Raw genomic sequence first — 20,614 nt, 5'->3', positions numbered from 1 at the left:
CTGCCAAGGAGAGTTCCAATGGTCGACCACGGCTATGTACATAAATTGAAAGCCGGCAAGCCCGGCAGCCCGATCCTCTTCGTTCTTCACGGGACGGGAGGTGACGAGAACCAGTTCTTCACCTTCGGCTCGCAACTTTTGCCGGAGGCAACGATCGTGTCGCCTCGCGGCGACGTTTCGGAGCATGGCGCAGCTCGCTTCTTCAGGCGCACCGGTGAGGGTGTCTACGACATGGCGGATCTCGCCCGCGCCACCACGAAGCTTGCAAACTTTGCCAGCGCGCTCGCGGGCGAGCACGAGGCCTCGGAAATCATCGGCCTCGGATATTCCAACGGCGCCAATATTATTGCGAATGTGCTGATCGAAGAGGGTGTCTTCGACAAGGCGGTGCTGATGCACCCGCTGGTCCCGTTCAAGCCGAAAGCCAATCCGAAGCTCGAGGGCCGGGGCATACTGATCACTGCCGGAGAGCGCGATCCGATTTGCCCCGCACCGCTGACGCAGTCGCTCGCCGATTATTTCAAGGCTCAAAAGTCGGTGGTTACCGTTGAGTGGCATCCCGGTGGCCACGATATCCGGCAGAACGAGATCGCCGCGGTTGAGCGGTTCCTGAACGCTTGAAAGTCTCATCGGATTGAACTAAGTCTAGTAAACTAAGTTCAATCCGATGGGGGCAGCCGTGGAGACGGTCAATATTCACGAGGCCAAGACCCATTTGTCGCGGCTGGTCGAAAAGGCGGCGAGGGGGGAGCCGTTCATCATCGCCAAGGCGGGAAAGCCCCTGGTGAAGGTGGTCGCCCTCGATCAGCCTTCCGAGACCGAAAAGCAGAGGTTCGGCTTTATGACCGGCCAGATCGTTGTGCCGGACGATTTCGATCGTATGGGCAGCGATGAGATTGAAAATCTCTTCGGCACCGGCGCATGAATATTCTGCTCGATACGCACATACTTCTGTGGGTAGCCGGTGCTCCCGACCGGTTACCGCAGGAAGCCCGGGCGCTCGTCGAAAGCCGAGAGAACGCCCTCTTTTTCAGTGCGGCGAGCCTTTGGGAAATCGCCATCAAGCGTGGCCTCGGGCGCGCCGATTTCGAGGCCGATCCTCGGTTGCTGCGCCGCGGCTTGTTGGACAACGGCTATGAGGAACTGCCCATCAGCAGTGCCCACACGGTAGAAATCGACCAACTCCCTGCAATCCACAAAGACCCTTTCGATCGTCTTCTGATCGCCCAGTCGATAGTCGAGGGTGTGACATTGCTCACCGCGGACGAGATCGTCGGCAAGTATCCCGGGCCAATCCGGCTTGTCTGACCTTGCTACTCCAGTTTGCTGCGGAAGAGCCAGGCGGCGGCGGTAAGTGTCACGATGGCGATCAGGCAGAGCGGCAGCGTCTGGTGGACGACCTCGGCGAAGGGGATATCTTTCAGGAACACGCCTTTCACGATCACCAGGAAATAGCGCAGCGGGTTGATGAGCGTGACCGGCTGCAGCCAGGACGGCATGTTCTCGATCGGTGTCGCGAACCCTGACAGGAGCATCGCGGGAACCATGAACAGGAAGGCGCCCAAAATCGCCTGTTGCTGCGTCATCGACAGTGCCGAGATGAAAAGGCCGAGCCCGACGACGGAAGCGAGATAGAAGACCGCGCTGCCGTAAAGCAGGAGGAGCGAGCCGCGCAACGGCACGCCGAAGATGAACACGGCCGCGAGAATATAGATCGTAATGTGGAAGAGCCCGATCATCATCGGCGGTATCAGCTTGCCGATGAGGATTTCATGGGTGCGCAGCGGCGAGACGATGAGCTGATCGAACGTCCCGAGCTCGCGCTCGCGGGCTACCGATAGGGCGGTGACGACCAGCCCGATCAGCAGCGCGATGCTCGCCACCAGGTTCGGCACCATGAACCATTGGTAGGTGAGGTTGGGATTGAACCAGTTGCGTGCCTCGACCCGGATCGCATCGGATGCCGCGCGTTTTCCCGCGGGGGTTTCCGAAGCGAGCGTGCCGACGATCTGGCTCAGGTAACCGGAAACGATCTGCGAGGCGTTGGAACGCCGCCCGTCCAGGATCACCTGCACTTCGGCCGGCCGTCCCGCTTCGATGTCGCGGGAGAAGGTCGGGCCGATTTCCAATGCGGCAAGAACACGCTGCGTATCCAGGGCGAACCGGATTTCTGCCGGGCTGTTTGCCCCCGTGATCGTTCGAAAGGTCGGCGACCCGCCGATCCGCTGGACCAGTTCCTGGCTCCATTGGCCGGTATCGCGATCGAGCACCATCAGATCGACGTTCTTCACCTCCAACGTCGCCGCATAGGAAAAGACGAGCAGCTGGATGATCGGCGGACCGATCAGGATGGCGCGGCCCTTCGGATCGCGCAGCACCGCCAGAAGCTCCTTGATGATCAGTGCCTTCAGCCGTGTCCACCACATTTAGCCGATCCTCTTTCTGGTGCTGCGTGCGGCAAGCGCGAAGAAGACGCTGCCGATCAAAAGCATGACTGCGATCGCGCGTGCGAACATCGGCCAGATATCCCCGGCCAGAAACACGGACTGCAGGCTGGGGATCAGATAGCGCGCCGGCACGATGAAGGTGATCCACTGGATGACTGTCGGCATGGAATTGATCTCGAAGAGGAAACCGGAAAGCAGGAAGGCCGGCAGGAACGCCGTTATCAACGCAAGCTGCGAGGCGAGGAACTGGTTTTTGGTGGCAGCCGAGATCAGCAACCCCTGGCCGAGCGCCGGCATGAGGAACGTGGCGGAGAGGGCGTAGAGTGCCGCCACCGAGCCGCGAAAAGGCACGCCGAACAGGAAGACGGCGAGCAGCACGCAGAGCGTCATCGAGGTGAGTCCGAGAATGAAATAGGGCAGGAGCTTGCCGGCAAGGAGCTCTGCGGCGGAGACCGGTGTTGCCATCATCGCCTCCATCGTCCCGCGCTCCCATTCCCGCGCCACGACCAGGGACGTCAGCAGCGTGCCGACGAGGGTCATGACGATGGCGATCGATCCGGGAACAAGGAAATTGCGGCTCGTCAATTCCGGGTTGAACCAGAAGCGTTGCTCGGCAGCAATCGCCGGCGAGCGGCCCATGCCCTCGCTGAAACGCTGGCGCTCCCAGTTGGCGACGGTACCCTGCGCGTAGTTCTGGACGAAATTTGCCGTGTTCGGATCGGAGCCATCGACGATGACCTGGATCGCCGGATGGCGTCCCGCGGCGTGGTCGGCCGCAAAGCCGGCCGGAATCACCAGGATGCCGCGCACGCGGCCGAGTACGAGATCATCCTCGAATTCGCGGCGATCGTGGCCGTTGACGACGGCGAAATAACGCGACCCTTGAAAGCTTGCGGCGAGGTCGCGCGTCAATGGGGTTGCTTCCTCGACGACCAGTGCGACGCGCGTCCGCGTCGTATCGAGCGAAACGCCGTAGCCGAAGAGGAAGAGCAGGATCAGCGGCAGCACGAAGGCGATCAGAATGCTGCTCGGGTCGCGCACGATCTGATAGCTTTCCTTGCGGACGAGGGCGGCGAAGCGCCTTGCTCTGCCGCCACGCTCCTCAATGCTGTCACTCTTCCGGCTGACGTTCATGCCGCTTCCTCCGCCTCCGAGCCCTGGACGAGGGAGATGAAAGCATCTTCCATCGTCGGGTCCGGGAGGTCCTTGTTGGCGACGCGCGCTTTCATCTCGTCCGGGGAGCCGAGCGCGATCGACCGGCCGCGATAAATCAACGAGATACGATCGCAATATTCCGCCTCGTCCATGAAATGGGTGGTGACGAGAACGGTCACGCCCTTTTCCACGAGGCCGTTGATGTGGGTCCAGAACTCGCGCCGGGTGATCGGATCGACGCCCGAAGTCGGCTCGTCGAGAAAGAGCACTTCCGGCTCGTGCAGCACGGCGCATGCAAGGGCCAGGCGCTGCTTGAGGCCGAGCGGCAGGTCCTTGGCGGACATATCGTGGATCGGCCGAAAATCGAAGATCTCAGTCATCAGTTCGATGCGCTCGCGCCGCTTCGCGCCGGAAAGCCCGTAGACGCCTGCAAAGAAATTGAGGTTCTGGATGACGCTGAGATCGCCGTAGAGAGAGAATTTCTGCGCCATGTAGCCGAGCCGGTTGCGTGCTTCGGCAGCATCGCGCCTGAGATCGAAGCCTGCGACCCGGCCTTCGCCGGCGGTCGGCTTCAGCAGGCCGCACAGCATCTTGAACGTGGTCGACTTGCCGGCGCCATTCGGACCCAGCAAGCCGAAAATCTCGCCGCGGGGGATATCGAAGGTGATGTTGTCGGCGGCGGTGAAGTCGCCGAAGCGTTTTGTCAGTCCTCGCGCTTCGATCACCGCTTTGCCCTCTTCCGCGGCAAAGGTCCTCTGCGTTTCCGCAAGCCGCGAGCGGCCGCCGGGGCCGCCGCCAAGCATGTCGACAAAGGCATCCTCGAAGCGCGGCGGCGTCATATCGGTTCGCCAGGCCGTCGCGGCGCCGTTGCCGACGAGTGACGAAGGCTCGAGGCCCGCCTTCATCACGAGGCGGATCGCTTCTCCTTGAATGACCCCATCGACCACGCCTTCATCGTCGAGAAGGCGCGCAAGCTTCTCGCGGCGACGACCTTCGATGCCGCTCACCCGAAACACACGTTCCGCCACGCGGCTCGTCATGTCCTGCGGCCGGCCGGCGAAAAGCAGGTTGCCCTGGTTGAGCAGGAAGACATGGTCGCAGGCCTCCGCCTCTTCGAGGTAGGCCGTCGACCAGACGACACCGACGCCTTCGGATGTCAGGTTTTCGACCATTTTCCAGAGATCGCGCCGCGAAATGGGGTCGACGCCGACGCCCGGCTCGTCGAGCAGCAGCAGGCGCGGCTTGCGCAGGAGCGCGGAAGCAAGGCCGAGTTTCTGCTTCATACCGCCGGAAAGCTTTCCGGCAAGACGCGTCGTGAAGCGCTGGAGGTCGGTAAATTCGAGCAAATCGCCGAACGTCGCGGCGCGCTCGTCCTTGGGCAGGCCACGGAGGTCCGCATAGAGATCGAGATTTTCCTGAACCGAGAGGTCTTCGTAGAGGCCGAAGCGTTGCGGCATGTAGCCGATTGCCGCCTGGATGCCCGCCGGATCCGTGCGCGTGTCGTAGCCAAGCACCTGGACAGTGCCCGCGTCCGGCAGCATGAGCCCGGTCATCAGGCGGATCAGTGTCGTCTTGCCGGCGCCATCGGGGCCGACGAGGCCGGTGATCCGCCCGCCAGCAATCGTACCGTCGATGGCGTCGAGCGCAGGCGCCGGGGCACCGAACCGTTTGGTGACACCTGTCAACCGGACGAAGGCGCCGGAGATGGCAGCACCATCAGGGGCAGCGTCCGTCATGACATGGCCTCCCCCTCCGGCGGCAGATGAATGGTGACCGGCATGCCTTGGCGCAGGTCCGCACCGGGATTGGTCACCACGATCCTGAGCCGGTAGACGAGATCAGTCCTCAGTTCAGGTGTCTCCACCGATTTCGGCGTAAACTCGGCAACGGGCGAGATGAAGCCGACGGTCGCCTCATATGCCCTGTTGGGGGCGGTGTCCGAGGTCACCTTGACCTTCATACCCGGGTGAACGCGGCCAAGATCCGGTTCTGCAACATAGGCGCGGACCCAGACCGGTTCGGTCAGCGAGAGCACATAGACATTGTCGGCCGGGGAAACGATGGCGCCGGTCTCGCGGACGCGCGAGAGGACGACGCCGGCGCTTGGTGCGACAAGCTCGGTGTCCTTGAGCGAAGTCCGGGCACTGGCGAGCTTCGCCGTTGCGGCATTCACCTGCGCTTGGGCCGTGGCTATGTCCTCCACGCGGCTACCCTCTTCAAGCAGCGCTAAGGCCTCGCGCGCCGAGGCTGCGCGGGCTACCGCTGCGGCGCGGGAAGCGCTCGCCTGATCGAGTTCCGCCTGGGAAATCGTGCCGTTCGGCCTGAGTTGCCGCGCGCGCTCATAGGCGAGATTGGCGTTTTCCAGCTCGGCGAGGCGTTCTTCGTGGACGGCGCGTGCCTGTGCGATTTCCGTAGCCCGGGCGCCCGCCCTGAGCTTGGTAAGCGTGGCGCTCAAGGCTTCAACGTCGGCCTTGGCTGCATCGACCGCCTGCTCGAACGGTTCGGCGTCAAGTCTGGCGATCACATCGCCGGCCTTTACGGCATCGCCCTCGTCGACACGCAGCTCCGCGATGCGGCCGCTGACGCGGAAGCCGAGCGACACCTGTCGGATATCGACATTGCCGTAAAGAATCGCCTGACGATTGTCCTCGGCCCAGCCGATCCGCGCCGGCAGGTCGAACCACCAGCCTCCGGCCGCCAGGACGGCGAGAAGGAGAGCGGGAACAGCTATTTTCTTCATGACGTGTAGTTCCTTTCAGCGCCGAGCGCGGCGACGAGTTCGGCCGCGTGCTGGCGCAGGATTTCGAGTTCATGCGGCCCGGCGGTTTCCCATTCGAGCTGGGCATAGACGGCGGCATGGGCCATCCGAAAGACGAGGACGCTTCCGACGAAGGACAGCGTCCTCAGGCGAATGCGTTCGGAGGCTGGATCGTCGCCGAGGATGGTGCCTATCAGCCGCCGCGCCATCTCGATCATCGGCCGCATGATGTTGCCGTAGATGCGGGTGAATGCCTCGGTCGGCTCCATCTGCTCGCGGATGATGAACCGCGCCCAGCTTTCCGATCGCTCGCTGACGAAGAGCACGATCATTCTCTGAACCATCTGGGTCAGAAGCGCGCGTGCTTCCGCAGGGGCCATTTCCGTTCCGCCAGCATCGAGTTCCGCGAAGCGCGTAAGAATGACGCTCCGCAAATCCGCGACATGTCCGCCTATGATCGAGGCGAGGTGCTCTGCGGCGGCGATGTAGAGGCCTTCCTTGCCGCCAAAATAATAGGGGATGGCCTGCAGGTTGACGCCCGCCTTGTCGGCGAGCATGCGGGTCGTTGCGCCATCGAAGCCATAGCGCCCGAAGACGTCGATGGAGGCGCTGAGGAGCTTCTCCCGCGTTACGTCGCCGCGGTCAGCACGAGGTTGTAAAGTCGGGTCATTGTTTTTCATCATAAGCTTAAATTACCTCATTCAACTGATTAAGTCAATCGAATGAATTCGGTTTGAACAAAGCGGGTCGGAGGCTCAGGCAGCGTTCCGCGACTCCCCGGCGCTGTCGAACCGCCGCTGGAACAAGGCTCCGGATAAGGTCGGAGTGCGTCACGATGCCGATCACGCGGCTGTCGGCGTCGACCACCGGCATGCGATGCATCGTGCCCACGAAAGATCCGAGGGCAACGCCATTTCGCGGAAAAGGACCTTAAGCTGCGGTGGCGAAATCGATCGTGACCTTCGTCCCTTGATCGGGCGCTGTGTCGATCGCAATCCTTGCCTTGTGCAACTCGCTGATCCGGTGAACGATCTTCAATCCGAGGCCGATCTGGCCCGAACGCTTGACGTAGCCGAGATCCTCGCGATGCTCTGGCAAATCGACCAGCCCGTTGCCATTGTCCTCGACCGAGACCTGAGGGCCGGGGCCGCAGGTCACCACGATGCGTGTGCCCGGCGGATTATGCTTTACCGCATTCTCGATCAGGTTGCGCAGCATGTTTTCAACGAGCGCGGGAATAACGGTGACCGGCGTCGTGCCGTGGTCGACGAATTCGATCGACTTGTCCTGATCGAACACGAGTGGCGCCGTCATCTCCGTGACCTCGGCTCCGATAAGGGAGAGATTTGCACGCTGATAGGCGGAGGGGTCGACGGCATCGGCACGTGCGAGCGACGTCAGTTGCTCGAGGATATGCGTCAGCGCATCGAGATCGCGCTCGGCATTGCGCGCACGCGGGTCGGCGATGCGGCTAAGTTCCATCTTGGCGATCGAGACGGGCGTACGTATCTCGTGGGCGATCGAGGACGAAAATATCTTTTGCGACTGGATCAGATCGGCGACACGGACCAGCAGCCGGTTGACGGCGCTGACAAGGCGCTCGATTTCCTGCGGCATGCGGGTCGCCGGCAGACGCGCGCCGCTGTCGCGCGGGTCGATCGCGTCAGCCGCCTTGACAGCCACCGCCACCGGGCGCAGCGCGCTGCGGATCGACCAGATGGTTGCGCCGATGACGAGACAGAACATCAGGGTCATCGGCACGATCATCGAATCGAACATTTCATGAAGCAGGGCGCTGAACATGAAGCCGTTCGGGTCCTTGAGAATCGCAAGCTCGACAAGAACCGGCACGCCGTCGCGTTCGAAGGACTGGCCCCCGGCGATACTGAAGGGCTTGCCCGGCGCGATCAGCCGCTTCCAGAAATTCGGTGCGTTGACGCTGAGCGGCAGGAAATGCGCCGCGCACTCCGTCGTGCAATTGGAAAAGAGCACCGAGCCGGAGGCTGTGCGCACCCGGACATAGATCGCACCATCGCGGCCGCGGCGTTCCAGATAGCGCTCGCGCAGTTCATGATCCGGCTTGTAGGTCAGCACGCCGCCCCGGTTCACGATCCCTCTTGATAGGGTCTCGGTCTCCTGCTGCAGCATGAGCACGCTGAGCTTGTCATCGTCGAACCAATAGTCGGCGAAGACCACGCCGATCTGCAGCGCCATCGCGAGCAGGGAAAAAGCGATGATGCGGCGCGCGACGATACCGATCAGAGACGGATTTCTTCTTTTCATGCGCCGGTCCTGAGCAGGTAGCCAATTCCACGCACGGTCTCGATCTGCACTCCGGTTTCGAGGGGCTGCAGTCGTTTGCGCACCCTGGAAACGGCAAGTTCCAGTGCATTGGAACTGATTTCCTGCCCGTATTCCGAAAGCGCCGTCTCGAGCCTGCGCTTCGGAACGACGCGCCCGACCTCGCGCATCAGGATCTCCATCAGGGAGCGCTCGCGAGGAGGCAGCGGCACGACGGCGCCGTCGCAGGTAAGGTCGGCCGTGGCCGGATCGTAACGCAACGCACCGGCCTCCAGGACCGGCTGTATCGCATGCGGATTGCGCCTCAGCATGGCCCGGCAGCGCGACAGCAATTCACGGTGATGGAAGGGTTTGACGAGATAGTCGTCGGCGCCGGCATCGAGCCCCATGATGCGTTCATCGACCGATCCCCGGGCGGTTATGATCAAGACCGGAAGTCCGGGATGCTCACGCCGGATCCACTTCAAGAGATCGAGACCGTCACCGTCAGGCAGCCCAAGGTCGAGAAGCACGAGATCGTGTTCCTGCGCGGCGATCGCCGCCTCGGCATCGTGAAGTGTCGATACCGCATCAAGTCGCCAGCCGGCGTCACGCATTGTCTCTCCCACGAGCTCGATGAGGCGGGGACTGTCTTCCACGAGCAGGAGGCGCATATGGTTTCCTGGATCAAGCCTTCTTACGACCGGTGACCATCGACCATATGAGGTTTTCCTTGAGGTGCCAACTTTCGAAAATGGCCGCGGCGGCATGCACACCGGCAAGCACCATGATGGAATTCGCGACGAATTCATGTGCCTCTTCGAGCGTCTCGTTGCCCCAGAATGCGTCGAGCGTCGTCAGCCATCCGGACACAATGACGACCGCCAGCAATGCCATCAGCAACACCATCATCCAGCCGGCGGCAGGGTTGTGGCCAATGTGTCTTTCGGCTGTGCCAGTGGCAGCGGCGCGCGCATAGCGGAGAACCACTGGAGGTGCGCGAACAAAGTCAGCGAAGCGCGCATATCTGGTGCCGATGAAACCCCAGACGAAACGGACGGCGAGCAATAACAGTGCGGCATAGCCGACGTAACGGTGCGCCGCTTTTCCGGGCGCCAGCAGGAAGAGATCGAGGGCGCAGCACAGAACGACGCCCCAGTGAAAAAGCCGGACGATCGGGTCCCAGACGAGAACTTCGCGGACGCCGGAGGCCGCCTCCCGACTTTCGGCCGGCGACGTCAATCCTCCACCTCCGCTTTGACGATCTCGGCGGTCACGGGATTCATGTAAACCTCGGCGCGCTCGTGCTTTGCCGTGAAGGCATATATCTCGTAGCAGGAACCGGTCGCCTTGATGTTGCGCACATCCGAATAGCCGGCTTCCTCAACCTTTGAGGCGGCGACCTCAAGCTTCATCCACGCGGACTGCGGTTTTGTCGTGCAGGACACGCTGTCGTCGTCTGCAAGCGCGAAGGCGGGCAGGGCGGCGACCGCGAGGGCACAGAAAAGAATCGTTCTCATAACAGCTCCATCAGAAACCAGCTCAAGCAGTGGCAGTGCCGACCGTGCCCTTGTCTTGCTGTCTGGCAACTGTCCGCATCTCGAAATGCAGGCGCCGCCCTCCTCGACCCTTGCTCCGCAAACTCCCGACAGGACTTCGACAGCTTATCCGCAGTACTGCCGACGGACTTTAGACGTGGCGGCGATTCGGCTGCACGCCGCCAAAAAGGACAGCCGGTGCGCGCTTCGGCACCGGCCTGTTCGTCGTTTTGGAGATGAGTGTTTTGACCTTTTCAAGAATTCGCCGGCCTGAGATCGGCAGCGTAGCCTTGTGTGCCATCGCCGCCGCTTATTTGCTTCTGGCGACCAACAATACCTTCTGGACCCATGCGGACCGCTATTTCGGGGATTCGAAAACGAGCCTGCTATTTTTCGGCGCGGCGCTCTACCTTGCGCTGTTTTCGATACTGATCCCGATGTCGGTCAAATACCTGATGAAGCCGGCATTGATATTCTTCATCCTGGTATCGGCCTCCGCCTCTTATTTCGCCGACGCATTCGGCGTCATCGTCGACAGGGACATGATCGGCAGCGCCGTGGTTACGACGCCAGCCGAGTCCAGCCATCTCCTGACAGGCAGCCTTGCGCAGCACCTGGTGGTCTATGGTCTCGTTCCCGCGCTCATCGTGGCGTGGGTCAAGGTCCGCCATCGTCGCTTTCTGCAAAAGTTTGTCGTCAATTTTCTCTTTGTGACCGCCGCGCTCTTTGCCGCCGGCGGCCTGGTCTACTCCAACTTCGCAACCTACGCCTATGTGCTGCGGGAGCACACGGACCTGATGAAAAGGTTCAACCCCACCGGGCCGATTATCGCCGCGGCACGCTACGGCCTGTCGACCTATCGTGAGCGCAATCTCGTCGTCCAACCGCTCGGCACCGACGCACACCAGGGCGGCCGTATTGCACAAGCCGGAAAACCCGTGGTCGTCATCGTGGTTGCCGGGGAGACGGCCCGGGCGATGAACTTTTGGCTAAACGGTTACGGCCGCGAGACCAATCCGGAACTGAAGGCGCTTGGCGCCGTCAACTACTCCAATACGACGAGCTGCGGCACGGCGACGGCAGTGTCGCTACCCTGCATGTTCTCGGTCTACCCGCGCGCCGACTACAGCGACTGGAAGGCGCGTTCGACCGAAAACCTTGTCAACGTCCTCACCCACGCGGGTGTATCGGTCACCTGGTGGGACAACAACACCGGCAGCAAAGGCATCGCCGACCTCATCAGCTTCGCCAACATGACGAAGCAGAAGAACAGCCCATTGTGCCACAAGGGCGAATGCCTCGATGAAATCTTCCTCGGTGAACTGGACCGCAAGCTCGGCGCCACCACTCGAAACAGCGTCATCGTCCTCCACCAGCTCGGCAGCCACGGACCGTCCTATTATCTGCGCTATCCCGAGGCGTACCGCCGGTTCACCCCCGATTGCCGCACGCCTGAACTGATGCGCTGCACAACGGCCGAGATCGTCAACGCCTATGACAACACGATCCTCTACACCGACCACGTCCTGGCAAGCGTCGCGAAGCTTCTGGAGAAGCATCAGGATCGCCTTGCCGGCGCGATGATCTACATGTCGGATCACGGCGAGTCGCTCGGAGAGAACGGCATCTACCTGCACGGCGCACCCTATGCCATCGCGCCGGAGGAGCAGACCCGGATACCCTTCATCGCATGGTTCTCCAAATCGTATCAAGCGGTGATGGGGGTCGATACCGGCTGCCTGGCGAAGGAGAGCGATCAACCGAGATCACACGACAATCTGTTCCATACGGTGCTTGGAATGATGGACGTTGAGACCAAGGTCTACAACCGCGCCCTCGACGCGTTCGCCTCGTGCACGCGACCCGATGCCGGTAAAGCGGCGCCCGGATACCACGCCGTGGACAGCCAATCGATTGTTAACCCGGTCTCGGGCCTCCTCTGACACACGACAGCGCCACGCGTCTTGTCAGACGCGCAAAGGACGCTGTCGCAGGGTGACATCGGTCGCCGGCAAAGCTGTCGGCTGGCCTGCAAATCTGATAGACTCCGCGAAACAAGACGCCACCCGAGCGTTTCTTGTAAGTGGCCGCTGGGCGCCTGATCGACTTCATCGCGACCTTCGTGGCACATGCGCGGAAGGAGTTTGATCGATGCAGTTCGTCGGAATTCAGGTCTATGCGGAGCGCGGCGGCAAGACGGGTTTCACTGTTGAATTCATAGGCGCGACCGGAGAGATCGTTTCGGTTTCCTGCCCGCAGAATGCCGAAGGTACGCTCAACCGACTTAACGTCGTCGCGCGGGCAAAGCAGATTCTTGCCGCAGCCATGGAGGCAGACGAGGCGCTTCCCGGCATCACCGGGACGAGACGATCTCCATCGGTCCCGGAAGGTGCGCTTGCCAACGCCCGCCAGACTCATGATCAGCACGCGATGGAAGAGCAACTGGAAGAGGGGCTGGAAGATACGTTTCCTGCAAGCGATCCTGTGTCCATCGTCAGCTCCGCGATCCCGAAGGGCTCCGCGCACAGTTGAAGGGTTCACGCGACTTGAGAAGGCTGCCGTAACATTTTGAGTTACCGCGCATTTTTTCAGAATTTGGATTCTCCTGGGCAAGAATATGCGCTAGAGCTTGTGCCGACTTCCGGCGCCACCGCATCCGGAAGCGCCCATCACTACAGTGCCGCGCGTCCTTTCAGCCGCACAAAGGTCGCTGTAGCACTTTGAATCGTTGCATGTTTTTATCCTTAATCGGCCACGATTTAAGGAAACATGCAGCGTCGACGGTCGATTCTCATCAAGCGGAGAACGCCACCCTGAACGAGTGCAGGAGATCCAATGCATGAATGCCCGACGTCTCACCTTCGCAGTCGGTGACATTCACGGATGCCTGGCGCAGCTCGAAGCCCTACTGGCAAGCATCGAATCCGCCGTGCCGAGCGGCAGGATCATATTCCTTGGCGATCTGATCGACCGGGGGCCGGAGAGTCGTGGTGTGGTCGAGCGGATAATGGCGGGGCCGACGAAGCCCGGCTGGGAATGGCTGACCCTCAAGGGTAATCATGAAGAAATGCTGCTGGCCGCACGAAGAGGCTACGCCGAGATGAGCGCGTGGCTCATGAACGGCGGCGACGAGACCATGGCATCCTATGGCGGAGCAATACCCTTGAGCCACCTTGTCTGGATGGCCGAGAGGCCGTCCATCATTGTCGATCAGTATCGCATCTTCGTGCACGCCGGGGTCGACGAGAATATTCCGCTGGACCAGCAGGGCGACGACATCCTGCTTTGGATCAGAACCCCGTCGAATCATTCCGGCGATTACTGGGGCAAGCATCTGTGCCATGGCCATACGCCGAGCCGAAGCAATCCCAGGACAGTCGGCAACAGGACCAATGTCGATTCCGGAGCCGTATTCGGCGGCGTGCTTTCCTGCGCCGTCTTCGACGACGACCAGCCGGGCGGCCCGGTCGGTTTTCTCGTCGCCGAGAGCGTGGACGGCTAAATCATCCCGCTTTCAAGTGGCATCACTGGAAGCGAGGGATTGTCATGCAGTGCGCAAGATTATACCCGTGCGCTCGTCGCTCGCTTCCATTACCAAGGGGATTGGCTTGGATCAGTTGAATTCATCGCTCTTCACGAAAAGCTTTGCCGCCCTTTTATTCGATATGGATGGAACGTTGCTCAACTCGATGGCCGTCGTCGAAAGGGTCTGGGGGGCCTGGGCAGTCCGCAACGGGGTCGATCGCGAAATTCTGATGAAGTCCGTACACGGCGTGCGCGCGGCCGATGTCATCCGCACGCTGGGCCTCGCGGTCGACGCCGAACATGAAGCCCGCGAACTGGCCGCTGCGGAAATCGCGGACGTCGAGGGCATCGTCGAAATTCCGGGCGCCGTCGCATTTCTGAACTCCCTGCCACCGGAGAAATGGGCAATCGTCACTTCCGCGCCGCTGGAACTCGCGGTCCGCCGCCTTGCCGCTGCAGGGGTACCGACGCCGCGGCTGATGGTAACCGGTGAAGATGTATCGGCCGGAAAACCCGACCCGCAAGGCTACCTTCTTGCCGCCGGAAGGCTGGGCGTCAGCGCGGAGGACTGCCTCGTCTTCGAGGACGCGCCGGCCGGCATCCTTGCAGGAAGAGCAGCGGGGGCGGAGGTCGCGGTCATCACCGGCGCACATGTCGCGGCCGCCGACACGCCTCATATCACGCTCGCGCACTACACCGACGTCGAAGCCCGCCTCGGCGAAGACGGGCGTCTGGCGCTGCATCGGCTTAATCGCTGAGGCGGGGGCGACATGGCGCAGGAGAACACAGCAATGGCTTTTCCACTTTTTGACCTCACAGGCAGGCGTGCCCTTGTCACCGGCTCGTCGCAGGGCATCGGCTACGCGCTGGCGCGTGGTCTCGCCGAGCATGGTGCCTCGATCGTTCTCAATGGCCGGGACCGCTCGAAACTGGAAAGTGCAGCAAAATCGCTGCGGGATGCCGGACATGAGGTGTCGGTTTCCGATTTCGACGTCACCGACCACGATGCGGTCAGGCACGGCATCGACGCGATCGAGCGGGATATCGGGCCGATCGACATCCTGGTCAACAATGCCGGCATGCAGTTCCGCACGGCGCTCGAGGACTTTCCGGCCGAGCGCTGGGAGCAACTGCTGAGGGCGAATGTCTCCAGCGTTTTCCACGCCGGCCAGGCGGTCGCACGGCACATGATCAAGCGCAGGCAGGGCAAGATCATCAACATCGCCTCGGTGCAAAGCGAGCTCGCGCGTCCCGGGATCGCCCCCTACACCGCGACCAAGGGTGCAGTGAAAAACCTGACGCGCGGCATGTGCGCCGACTGGGCAAAGCACGGCCTGCAGGTGAACGCCATTGCACCGGGCTATTTCAAGACGCCGTTGAACCAGGCCCTTGTCGACAGCGAAGAGTTTTCTTCGTGGCTGGAAAAGCGGACACCGGCTGCGCGCTGGGGCGAGGTTGATGAGCTCGTCGGCGCGGCTGTCTTTCTTGCCAGCCGTGCATCATCCTTCGTCAATGGACACACGCTTTATGTCGATGGCGGAATCACGACCTGCCTTTGACCATCGAGTTCGCCTAGCCACTGGCGCGCCTTCGTCCCGACTGTTCCTTCATTCGAGAAGAGTTGGTCGATCAGTTCGGATGCCGGGCCCTGCCATAGATCTCCTTGTCCTGCGCCGGCCCATAACGACTGGAAATCCGCCGAACCGCCGGCCGCCGATGCGCTCCTGATATCGCGCGTGAACTTGTTCTGCGCGGGAAAGGGCATGATTGCCTCGGCCTTCATTTCGTCCATGAAGCGGTTCTCAATCCCGCGTGCCAGGCGACCCAAAAGACCCGTGTCGTCCGTGTCTTTCGTGTGGGTTCCAGAAGCTTCGACCAATAGGGCGCCGCTTCGGCGCTGGCCAGGAACGCCGTGCCCATCGGCACCGCCAGTGCCGCGGTGACCGCCGGCCTCGAAGCCCTGAAGTGTGATCGCGTCGACGCCACTTTCTTCAAGGAGCTGCGCTTCCTCCGGCGCTGTGGCAGTGCCGATGAGGAGCATGCCAGCCCGTCGTGCGGCGCGCATATGCTGGGCCGACGGCAGTCCGAAGACGCAGTTGAAGACAGCCGGTCGGACCCGGAGGACCGCCTCGAACTGTGCATCGAAGTCTTCCGCATACGGTCCCGAGAAGGCCGCGGGCGCCGGATCGACTTCGGCGCGGTACTTGGCAGTGGCTGCGAATGCTCGCTCGACCGTGCCGGGATCAATCTGGGGGATCGGGGGGGAATGAAGAGGTTGAGCGCGAAGGGCCGATCGGTACGCCGACGAACTTGAGCGGCGAATTTTTCGATCTCCTCCGGACTTGAACAAGCCGCACCGGCTGACCCCAGTGCGCCTACGGCTGACGCTGCTGCCACAAGCTCAGGCGATGAAGGACCGCCCGCCATCGGTGCGACAATGAGGGGATGCTTCAGCCCCAGTTTTCGAAAAGCATTGTTGTGTACCAAAATAACCAAAGAAATAATTCTTTGTTTATCAGTATGTTATGCGTGTGTGCGGATGAACTGGGGTATGGGTTTGGTGTCTGGAACAAATAACGTTCTGTGACCATCCCGACGTACTCCGCCTGATCCTTCCCGCTTCCGGAAACGCATGCAGGATCACGAGATTCTGTGGCAACTACAGTTACGGGAGAACGCAGGTCGCAACAACGGCCGCACTGGAAGCAGTGTTCGGGCTCGTTCGCTCAGGCTTTGCCTCCGCCAACGGACGGGGGCTCATCCCGACGTATACATCCCGCCGGCCCCGGTCGGTATCAAAAGGGAGATGTCGCGTGCGTTGGCGTAGGACGAGGTTTGAACGATCCCAGCGATCTAGCTTGTTGACCGGGTATAGAACCGCTTGCCGATTTTGATGAACGGTGCAACCTTCTGAATTTTCACCGATCCGCCGGCCTTGCCGACAGCCTTCTCGAGGGCGCCACCTTTGGTGGCCTCGGCTTTGGTGGCGAAGGTCGTCGTGGGACGGCGCGCGCCGTCTTTGGTCAGGTCCCACCGATCCTTTGTGTCATTGTGCGTAAGCATGAATTTCGGCAGCTTGGCCATTTCCTTCTTCAGATGCGTTGTGTCTTGGTGGTTTAAATGTTGAGCTTTTATGCCTACCGTTGATGGGTCGAAAATACCGAAACTCAAACTTGTCCTGCGGTTTGGACTCGTGCTATTTTCACCCACCAATGGTAGGTCAAAAGAACGAAAAGATAAACCAGCTTCATCGCCTGCTCCCCGAGGGGCTGGTGGTTGACACCGCTTGGCTGGAGAAACACGGCTACCGTCGGCAGTGGCGGGAAAAGTACGTAGCGCAGGGTTGGCTCGAAGGTGTAGTCCGCGGCGTCTATCAGCGGCCAACCGGCAACGTCGAGCAGACCGTAGCATGGCAGCGCGTGGTCATCTCGCTCCAGCGTCTCCTTGACAAATCCGTGCACGTCGGCGGTCGCAGCGCACTCGAGCTTCAAGGCCTGACGCACTACCTTCGCTTTTCGGGCAAGCCTGAAATCCACCTCTATGTTTTTGGCAGTTTGCCTGGCTGGGTTGAGCGGATACCGACTGACGCTCAGTTCGTCGAACACAAGGCAGACAAGCTCTTCGATGCCGACGCGCCGGGGAGGACACGCATTGCATGGGGACATTGGGGATGGGAACTCGATGTCTCCGCGCCCGAGCGCGCGCTTTGCGAGCTTCTTGACCTGCTTCCGTCCCAGGAGACGTTCCATCAGGCGGATGTCCTAATGGAGTCGGTTCGCACTCTGAGCCCGAAGCGGGTTCAAGCAGTGCTGGAAGCCTGCCGCAGTGTGAAGGTGAAGAGGCTGTTTCTCTGGCTCGCGGAGCGGCACGCCCATCCATGGTTCGGTCGGCTCGATCTCAAACGTATCGACCTTGGTCGCGGCAAGCGCCAGATCGTGGTTGGAGGTCGGCTGGACAGCAAGTATCAGATCACTGTGCCGGAGACACTCGATGCCGGCGTCTGATGCTTACCGCGCGCAAGTCAGCCTCCTCGTTCGGGTCCTGCCACTCGTTGCTGAGGAGCCTGTCGTTGCATTGAAGGGTGGCACGGCCATCAATCTCTTCGTCAGAGACCTTCCCCGCCTGTCGGTCGATATCGACCTGACTTATCTGCCGGTCGAGGATCGCGCGACTTCCCTCGGCAATATCGACGCTGCGATACGACGGATTGCTGCCCGGATAGGCGAGAATGTACCGCGTAGCCGCACGCAGGTCGTGCCGTTGCATAACGAAGGTGCCGCAACAAAGGTGCTGGTCGCCTCCCACGGTGTGCAGATCAAGATCGAGGTGACGCCTGTCATTCGTGGCTGCGTCTACTGTCCCGAGACACGGGCGGTTTGCGACCGGGTGGAAGAGCTCTTCGGCTATGCCGAGGTTCCTGTCGTATCCTTCCCGGACCTCTATGCTGGCAAGATCGTCGCCGCGTTGGATCGGCAGCACCCGCGTGATCTGTTCGATGTCAGGGATCTCCTTGCTAATGAGGGCATATCTGATGCGCTGCGGCGCGCCTTCATTATCTACATCCTGAGCCACAACAGACCGATGGGGGAGGTCTTGGCGCCGACGCGCAAAGACTTGCGCCAGGAGTTCGACGCGGGGTTTGCCGGCATGACGGAAGAGCCCGTGACCCTGGAGGCGTTGTACGATGCCCGTGAAGCTTTAATCGCCGAGGTCGTTGGCAGGATGCCTCCCGAGCACCGGCGTTTTCTCCTCTCCTTCAAGGCCAGCGAACCTGACTGGGATTTGCTTGGAGTACCTGGAGCGGCGGAGCTGCCGGCGGTGCGCTGGAAGGTCGACAACTTGGCCAAACTTTCGGAGGGCCGGCGCGAAAAGCTGCTGTCAGATCTCTGGCAGGCACTTGCGACATGAGAGAAGTGGGACGCGTAGGGGACGCCGAAATGAAACGGAATGGGGCGAGGGCGACAACCTGGACATTGTGCTCCGCAACGGTTCGCTCGCAGACCGCGGAGATCGCCATATGGAGTGCCAGGAGGTTGGCGCTTCAGAACACAGCGGAGCTGAGAGATTAGACTATGGTCCGGCTCTTCGTCGCTGTTACGGACAGATCCTGGTTTGACCGGTTGAGCGCGTCCGCTCCACATGACGAAGTTAATTTCTGGCAGCCCAGCGGCACCACGCAGTTTCGGGCGCTCCAGCCTGGCGAGCTGTTTCGCTTCAAGCTACATGCGCCAAACAACTTCATCGTTGGTGGCAGCATCTTCGGTCATGCGTCAATCGCGCCGCTGTCTCTGACCTGGGAGGCCTTTGCCCTCAAGAATGGCGTTTCCAGCCGCTCTGAAATGCGAGCACGAATTGCGAGGTATCGCCGCGATCCGATTGCTCTGGACGATCGACAGAATCCCGTCATCGGTTGCTTAACTGTCGCAGCTACCTGATCAATCGAATTGAACGCGTGACTGAATTCCGCGCGAGGGAATTTGCGGCCGAGGCCGGCCAAATTTCGTCGACCACCAAAAGGCTCACAGTAGAGGCGAGCTCACGGGAATTCTCTTGAGTATTTGTTTTGGATAAATAAACTGAGGAGTCTATCGACGACGTTTTTTCGTGAAAACTGAGACCGCTAAGCGGCTGAAAACACTCCATTTCTGTGATTGTCTGGTACTATGTGTGATCCGCAATGCCCGTGGGGTATCGAGCGGGATAGTTGTGCATGATCGTTGCCATGTTCGATCTCCGCAAGTTCCAGTCGCTTTCTCGCGTGTGTGGGATCGCTTGCCGCCTGCGGGGCGCACCGACAGGCGGCAAACGCCTAGGTTGGGGCGTCAGGACTTTGCCTCTGCGGCCCGTCTTTGGCGGTATTGAACGGTGGGAAGGCCGCCCCAGCCCCAATTGTCGAGGTCGACCTCCTCGATCACGACATAGGTTGATTCAAGCGGCTTGTTCAGGACGTTGAGGAGCACCTCGCTGACGCCCTTGATGATGGCGGCCTTCTCCTCGGCGGTAACCGAATTGCGGCCCGGTACGCTTCCCTCACGGGTAACCTGTACGGTGACGATAGGCATTGCAGTCTCCTTTGTGAAAATTTTTTCGTCGTTGACCGCGGCCGCGCCGCTACAGCGCGGCCGCTCTCCATTGTGCGGGTTACCAGCGTCCGGCACTCTGGCCGCCATCGACGTGGAGGATCTCGCCGGTGACGAAACCGGCGGACTCGAGGTAAAGAACGGCGTCGACGATGTCGCGGATATCGCCCATGCGGCCGACCGGGTGCAGTCCGGCCAGCGCCGAGTGCGTCTCGGGCGCATGCATGGGCGTCTTGATGATCCCCGGGGAGACCGCGTTGACGCGAACGCCGCTCTTCGAGAACTCCATCGCCAGCGACCGAGTCACCGCGTTCAGGCCACCCTTGGTCAGGGAGGCAAGGGCGGACGGTATGCCGACCATCGGCTGGTCGACCAGGCTGGTGGTGATGCTGACGATGTGGCCCGAGCCCTGCTTCAGCATCTCGGCCGCAGCGCGCCGGGTGATGTGGAAGAAGCCGCCCACGTTCACGCCGAGGTTATGCTCGTAGTCCTCCTCGGACATTTCGACGAACGGCTTTGCGAGGAAGACGCCTGCATTGTTGACCAGCGTGTCAATGCGGCCGTAGCGTTCGAGCGCTTCTCGGACGATCCGTTCCGCGGTCTCCGGCTGGCTGATATCGCCGGCGACCGTGTGAATATCCGGGTCAGCGCTCGGCCTTATGGACCGGGAGGTGGCGACGACGCGGTAGTTTCGGTCGCGGTAGGCGCGAACCAACCCCGCGCCGATGCCCTGTGACGCGCCGGTGATGATGACGACTTTCTGTTCGGTAGCCATGATCGTGATCCTTTTTTCGATTGCAGCGGCCGCTTCCCTGCGTCCGCCCTCCGCCC

The 20,614-nt window shown here is 61.3% G+C and carries 25 protein-coding genes and 1 pseudogene; 11 read left to right on the top strand and 15 right to left on the bottom strand.

The window, feature by feature from the left end; translation table 11 throughout:
* The first annotated feature begins 18 nt into the window (after positions 1-18).
* Genes QA637_RS24050 through QA637_RS24040 form a run of 3 tightly spaced genes read left to right on the top strand, consistent with a single transcriptional unit; the run spans position 19 to position 1,308 of the window.
* Positions 19-621 (top strand): alpha/beta hydrolase, encoded by a 603-nt coding sequence (locus QA637_RS24050; RefSeq protein WP_153437602.1) that lies wholly within the window; start codon positions 19-21, stop codon positions 619-621.
* A gap of 58 nt (positions 622-679) precedes the next feature.
* The gene (locus QA637_RS24045; protein ID WP_184108907.1) at positions 680-925 is read left to right on the top strand and encodes a type II toxin-antitoxin system Phd/YefM family antitoxin; all 246 of its coding nucleotides are present in this window, start codon (positions 680-682) and stop codon (positions 923-925) included.
* Positions 922-1,308, top strand: a complete 387-nt coding sequence (locus QA637_RS24040) for a type II toxin-antitoxin system VapC family toxin (RefSeq protein WP_283065141.1) — start codon at positions 922-924, stop codon at positions 1,306-1,308. Before QA637_RS24045 ends, QA637_RS24040 begins: the two co-directional genes overlap by 4 nt.
* Positions 1,309-1,313: 5 nt before the next feature.
* On the opposite strand, the gene QA637_RS24035 is transcribed toward QA637_RS24040, so the two are convergent.
* Genes QA637_RS24035 through QA637_RS23990 form a run of 10 tightly spaced genes read right to left on the bottom strand, consistent with a single transcriptional unit; the run spans position 1,314 to position 10,160 of the window.
* Positions 1,314-2,426, bottom strand: coding sequence for an ABC transporter permease (locus tag QA637_RS24035; RefSeq protein WP_283065140.1), 1,113 nt, complete (start codon positions 2,424-2,426; stop codon positions 1,314-1,316).
* Entirely contained in the window at positions 2,427-3,581 is a 1,155-nt protein-coding gene (locus QA637_RS24030) for an ABC transporter permease (RefSeq protein ID WP_283065138.1), read from the bottom strand.
* Complete coding sequence (locus QA637_RS24025; RefSeq protein ID WP_283065136.1) at positions 3,578-5,338, bottom strand: ATP-binding cassette domain-containing protein; 1,761 nt, start codon at positions 5,336-5,338, stop codon at positions 3,578-3,580. The genes QA637_RS24030 and QA637_RS24025 overlap by 4 nt, the downstream gene beginning before the upstream one ends.
* The gene (gene hlyD / locus QA637_RS24020) at positions 5,335-6,342 is read right to left on the bottom strand and encodes a secretion protein HlyD (RefSeq protein ID WP_283065134.1); all 1,008 of its coding nucleotides are present in this window, start codon (positions 6,340-6,342) and stop codon (positions 5,335-5,337) included. Before hlyD ends, QA637_RS24025 begins: the two co-directional genes overlap by 4 nt.
* Positions 6,339-7,043, bottom strand: coding sequence for a CerR family C-terminal domain-containing protein (locus QA637_RS24015; RefSeq protein WP_283065132.1), 705 nt, complete (start codon positions 7,041-7,043; stop codon positions 6,339-6,341). Before QA637_RS24015 ends, hlyD begins: the two co-directional genes overlap by 4 nt.
* Positions 7,044-7,074: 31 nt before the next feature.
* On the bottom strand, positions 7,075-7,233 hold the full coding sequence (locus QA637_RS24010; protein WP_283065130.1) for a CBS domain-containing protein: 159 nt from the start codon (positions 7,231-7,233) through the stop codon (positions 7,075-7,077).
* A gap of 57 nt (positions 7,234-7,290) precedes the next feature.
* Positions 7,291-8,643 (bottom strand): sensor histidine kinase, encoded by a 1,353-nt coding sequence (locus tag QA637_RS24005; RefSeq protein ID WP_283065128.1) that lies wholly within the window; start codon positions 8,641-8,643, stop codon positions 7,291-7,293.
* A complete protein-coding gene (locus tag QA637_RS24000) occupies positions 8,640-9,314 on the bottom strand; it encodes a response regulator transcription factor (RefSeq protein WP_153437611.1) in 675 nt (224 codons plus the stop codon). The genes QA637_RS24005 and QA637_RS24000 overlap by 4 nt, the downstream gene beginning before the upstream one ends.
* Before the next feature lie 13 nt (positions 9,315-9,327).
* Positions 9,328-9,882, bottom strand: a complete 555-nt coding sequence (locus QA637_RS23995) for a cytochrome b/b6 domain-containing protein (protein ID WP_283065127.1) — start codon at positions 9,880-9,882, stop codon at positions 9,328-9,330.
* Positions 9,879-10,160, bottom strand: coding sequence for a PepSY domain-containing protein (locus QA637_RS23990; protein ID WP_153437613.1), 282 nt, complete (start codon positions 10,158-10,160; stop codon positions 9,879-9,881). The genes QA637_RS23995 and QA637_RS23990 overlap by 4 nt, the downstream gene beginning before the upstream one ends.
* 254 nt (positions 10,161-10,414) lie before the next feature.
* Between QA637_RS23990 and QA637_RS23985 the strand changes: the two genes are divergently transcribed.
* The 5 genes from QA637_RS23985 to QA637_RS23965 all read left to right on the top strand — a co-directional run bounded on the left by QA637_RS23985 (position 10,415) and on the right by QA637_RS23965 (position 15,262).
* On the top strand, positions 10,415-12,121 hold the full coding sequence (locus QA637_RS23985; protein ID WP_428843140.1) for a phosphoethanolamine transferase: 1,707 nt from the start codon (positions 10,415-10,417) through the stop codon (positions 12,119-12,121).
* Positions 12,122-12,329: 208 nt separating this feature from the next.
* A complete protein-coding gene (locus tag QA637_RS23980) occupies positions 12,330-12,710 on the top strand; it encodes a hypothetical protein (RefSeq protein ID WP_283065124.1) in 381 nt (126 codons plus the stop codon).
* Positions 12,711-13,017: 307 nt separating this feature from the next.
* Positions 13,018-13,680 (top strand): metallophosphoesterase family protein, encoded by a 663-nt coding sequence (locus QA637_RS23975; protein WP_283065123.1) that lies wholly within the window; start codon positions 13,018-13,020, stop codon positions 13,678-13,680.
* A 163-nt stretch (positions 13,681-13,843) separates the two neighbouring features.
* Positions 13,844-14,461 (top strand): HAD family hydrolase, encoded by a 618-nt coding sequence (locus QA637_RS23970; RefSeq protein WP_428843169.1) that lies wholly within the window; start codon positions 13,844-13,846, stop codon positions 14,459-14,461.
* A 33-nt stretch (positions 14,462-14,494) separates the two neighbouring features.
* Positions 14,495-15,262, top strand: coding sequence for an SDR family oxidoreductase (locus QA637_RS23965; protein WP_283065122.1), 768 nt, complete (start codon positions 14,495-14,497; stop codon positions 15,260-15,262).
* Here the strand turns inward: QA637_RS23965 and QA637_RS23960 are convergent.
* The 3 genes and pseudogenes from QA637_RS23960 to QA637_RS23950 form a co-directional block, all read right to left on the bottom strand.
* A complete protein-coding gene (locus QA637_RS23960; RefSeq protein WP_234886802.1) occupies positions 15,229-16,053 on the bottom strand; it encodes an NAD(P)H-dependent flavin oxidoreductase in 825 nt (274 codons plus the stop codon). The genes QA637_RS23965 and QA637_RS23960 overlap by 34 nt on opposite strands.
* Positions 16,020-16,130 (bottom strand): annotated as a pseudogene (locus QA637_RS23955) (nitronate monooxygenase); the annotation flags it as partial. The gene QA637_RS23960 and the pseudogene QA637_RS23955, both read right to left, overlap by 34 nt.
* A gap of 426 nt (positions 16,131-16,556) precedes the next feature.
* Positions 16,557-16,787 carry a DUF2188 domain-containing protein gene (locus QA637_RS23950; RefSeq protein ID WP_283065119.1) on the bottom strand — a complete coding sequence of 77 codons (231 nt, stop codon included), beginning with the start codon at positions 16,785-16,787 and terminating at the stop codon, positions 16,557-16,559.
* Between the two features lie 188 nt (positions 16,788-16,975).
* Between QA637_RS23950 and QA637_RS23945 the strand changes: the two genes are divergently transcribed.
* The 3 genes from QA637_RS23945 (at position 16,976) to QA637_RS23935 (ending at position 19,138) form a co-directional block, all read left to right on the top strand.
* The gene (locus QA637_RS23945; protein ID WP_428843139.1) at positions 16,976-17,707 is read left to right on the top strand and encodes a type IV toxin-antitoxin system AbiEi family antitoxin domain-containing protein; all 732 of its coding nucleotides are present in this window, start codon (positions 16,976-16,978) and stop codon (positions 17,705-17,707) included.
* Complete coding sequence (locus QA637_RS23940) at positions 17,694-18,611, top strand: nucleotidyl transferase AbiEii/AbiGii toxin family protein (RefSeq protein ID WP_283065117.1); 918 nt, start codon at positions 17,694-17,696, stop codon at positions 18,609-18,611. The genes QA637_RS23945 and QA637_RS23940 overlap by 14 nt, the downstream gene beginning before the upstream one ends.
* 164 nt (positions 18,612-18,775) lie before the next feature.
* Entirely contained in the window at positions 18,776-19,138 is a 363-nt protein-coding gene (locus tag QA637_RS23935; protein WP_283065115.1) for a hypothetical protein, read from the top strand.
* Between the two features lie 387 nt (positions 19,139-19,525).
* On the opposite strand, the gene QA637_RS23930 is transcribed toward QA637_RS23935, so the two are convergent.
* Both QA637_RS23930 and QA637_RS23925 read right to left on the bottom strand, forming a co-directional pair.
* Positions 19,526-19,765, bottom strand: coding sequence for a tautomerase family protein (locus QA637_RS23930; protein ID WP_283065114.1), 240 nt, complete (start codon positions 19,763-19,765; stop codon positions 19,526-19,528).
* A gap of 79 nt (positions 19,766-19,844) precedes the next feature.
* A complete protein-coding gene (locus tag QA637_RS23925; RefSeq protein WP_153437618.1) occupies positions 19,845-20,558 on the bottom strand; it encodes an SDR family NAD(P)-dependent oxidoreductase in 714 nt (237 codons plus the stop codon).
* Between the last annotated feature and the right edge of the window lie 56 nt (positions 20,559-20,614).

This window comes from Sinorhizobium terangae (assembly GCF_029714365.1).
Lineage (GTDB): Bacteria > Pseudomonadota > Alphaproteobacteria > Rhizobiales > Rhizobiaceae > Sinorhizobium > Sinorhizobium terangae.
Note: the sequence above shows the minus strand (reverse complement) of the source record. Positions and strands in the feature narration are given on the sequence as shown.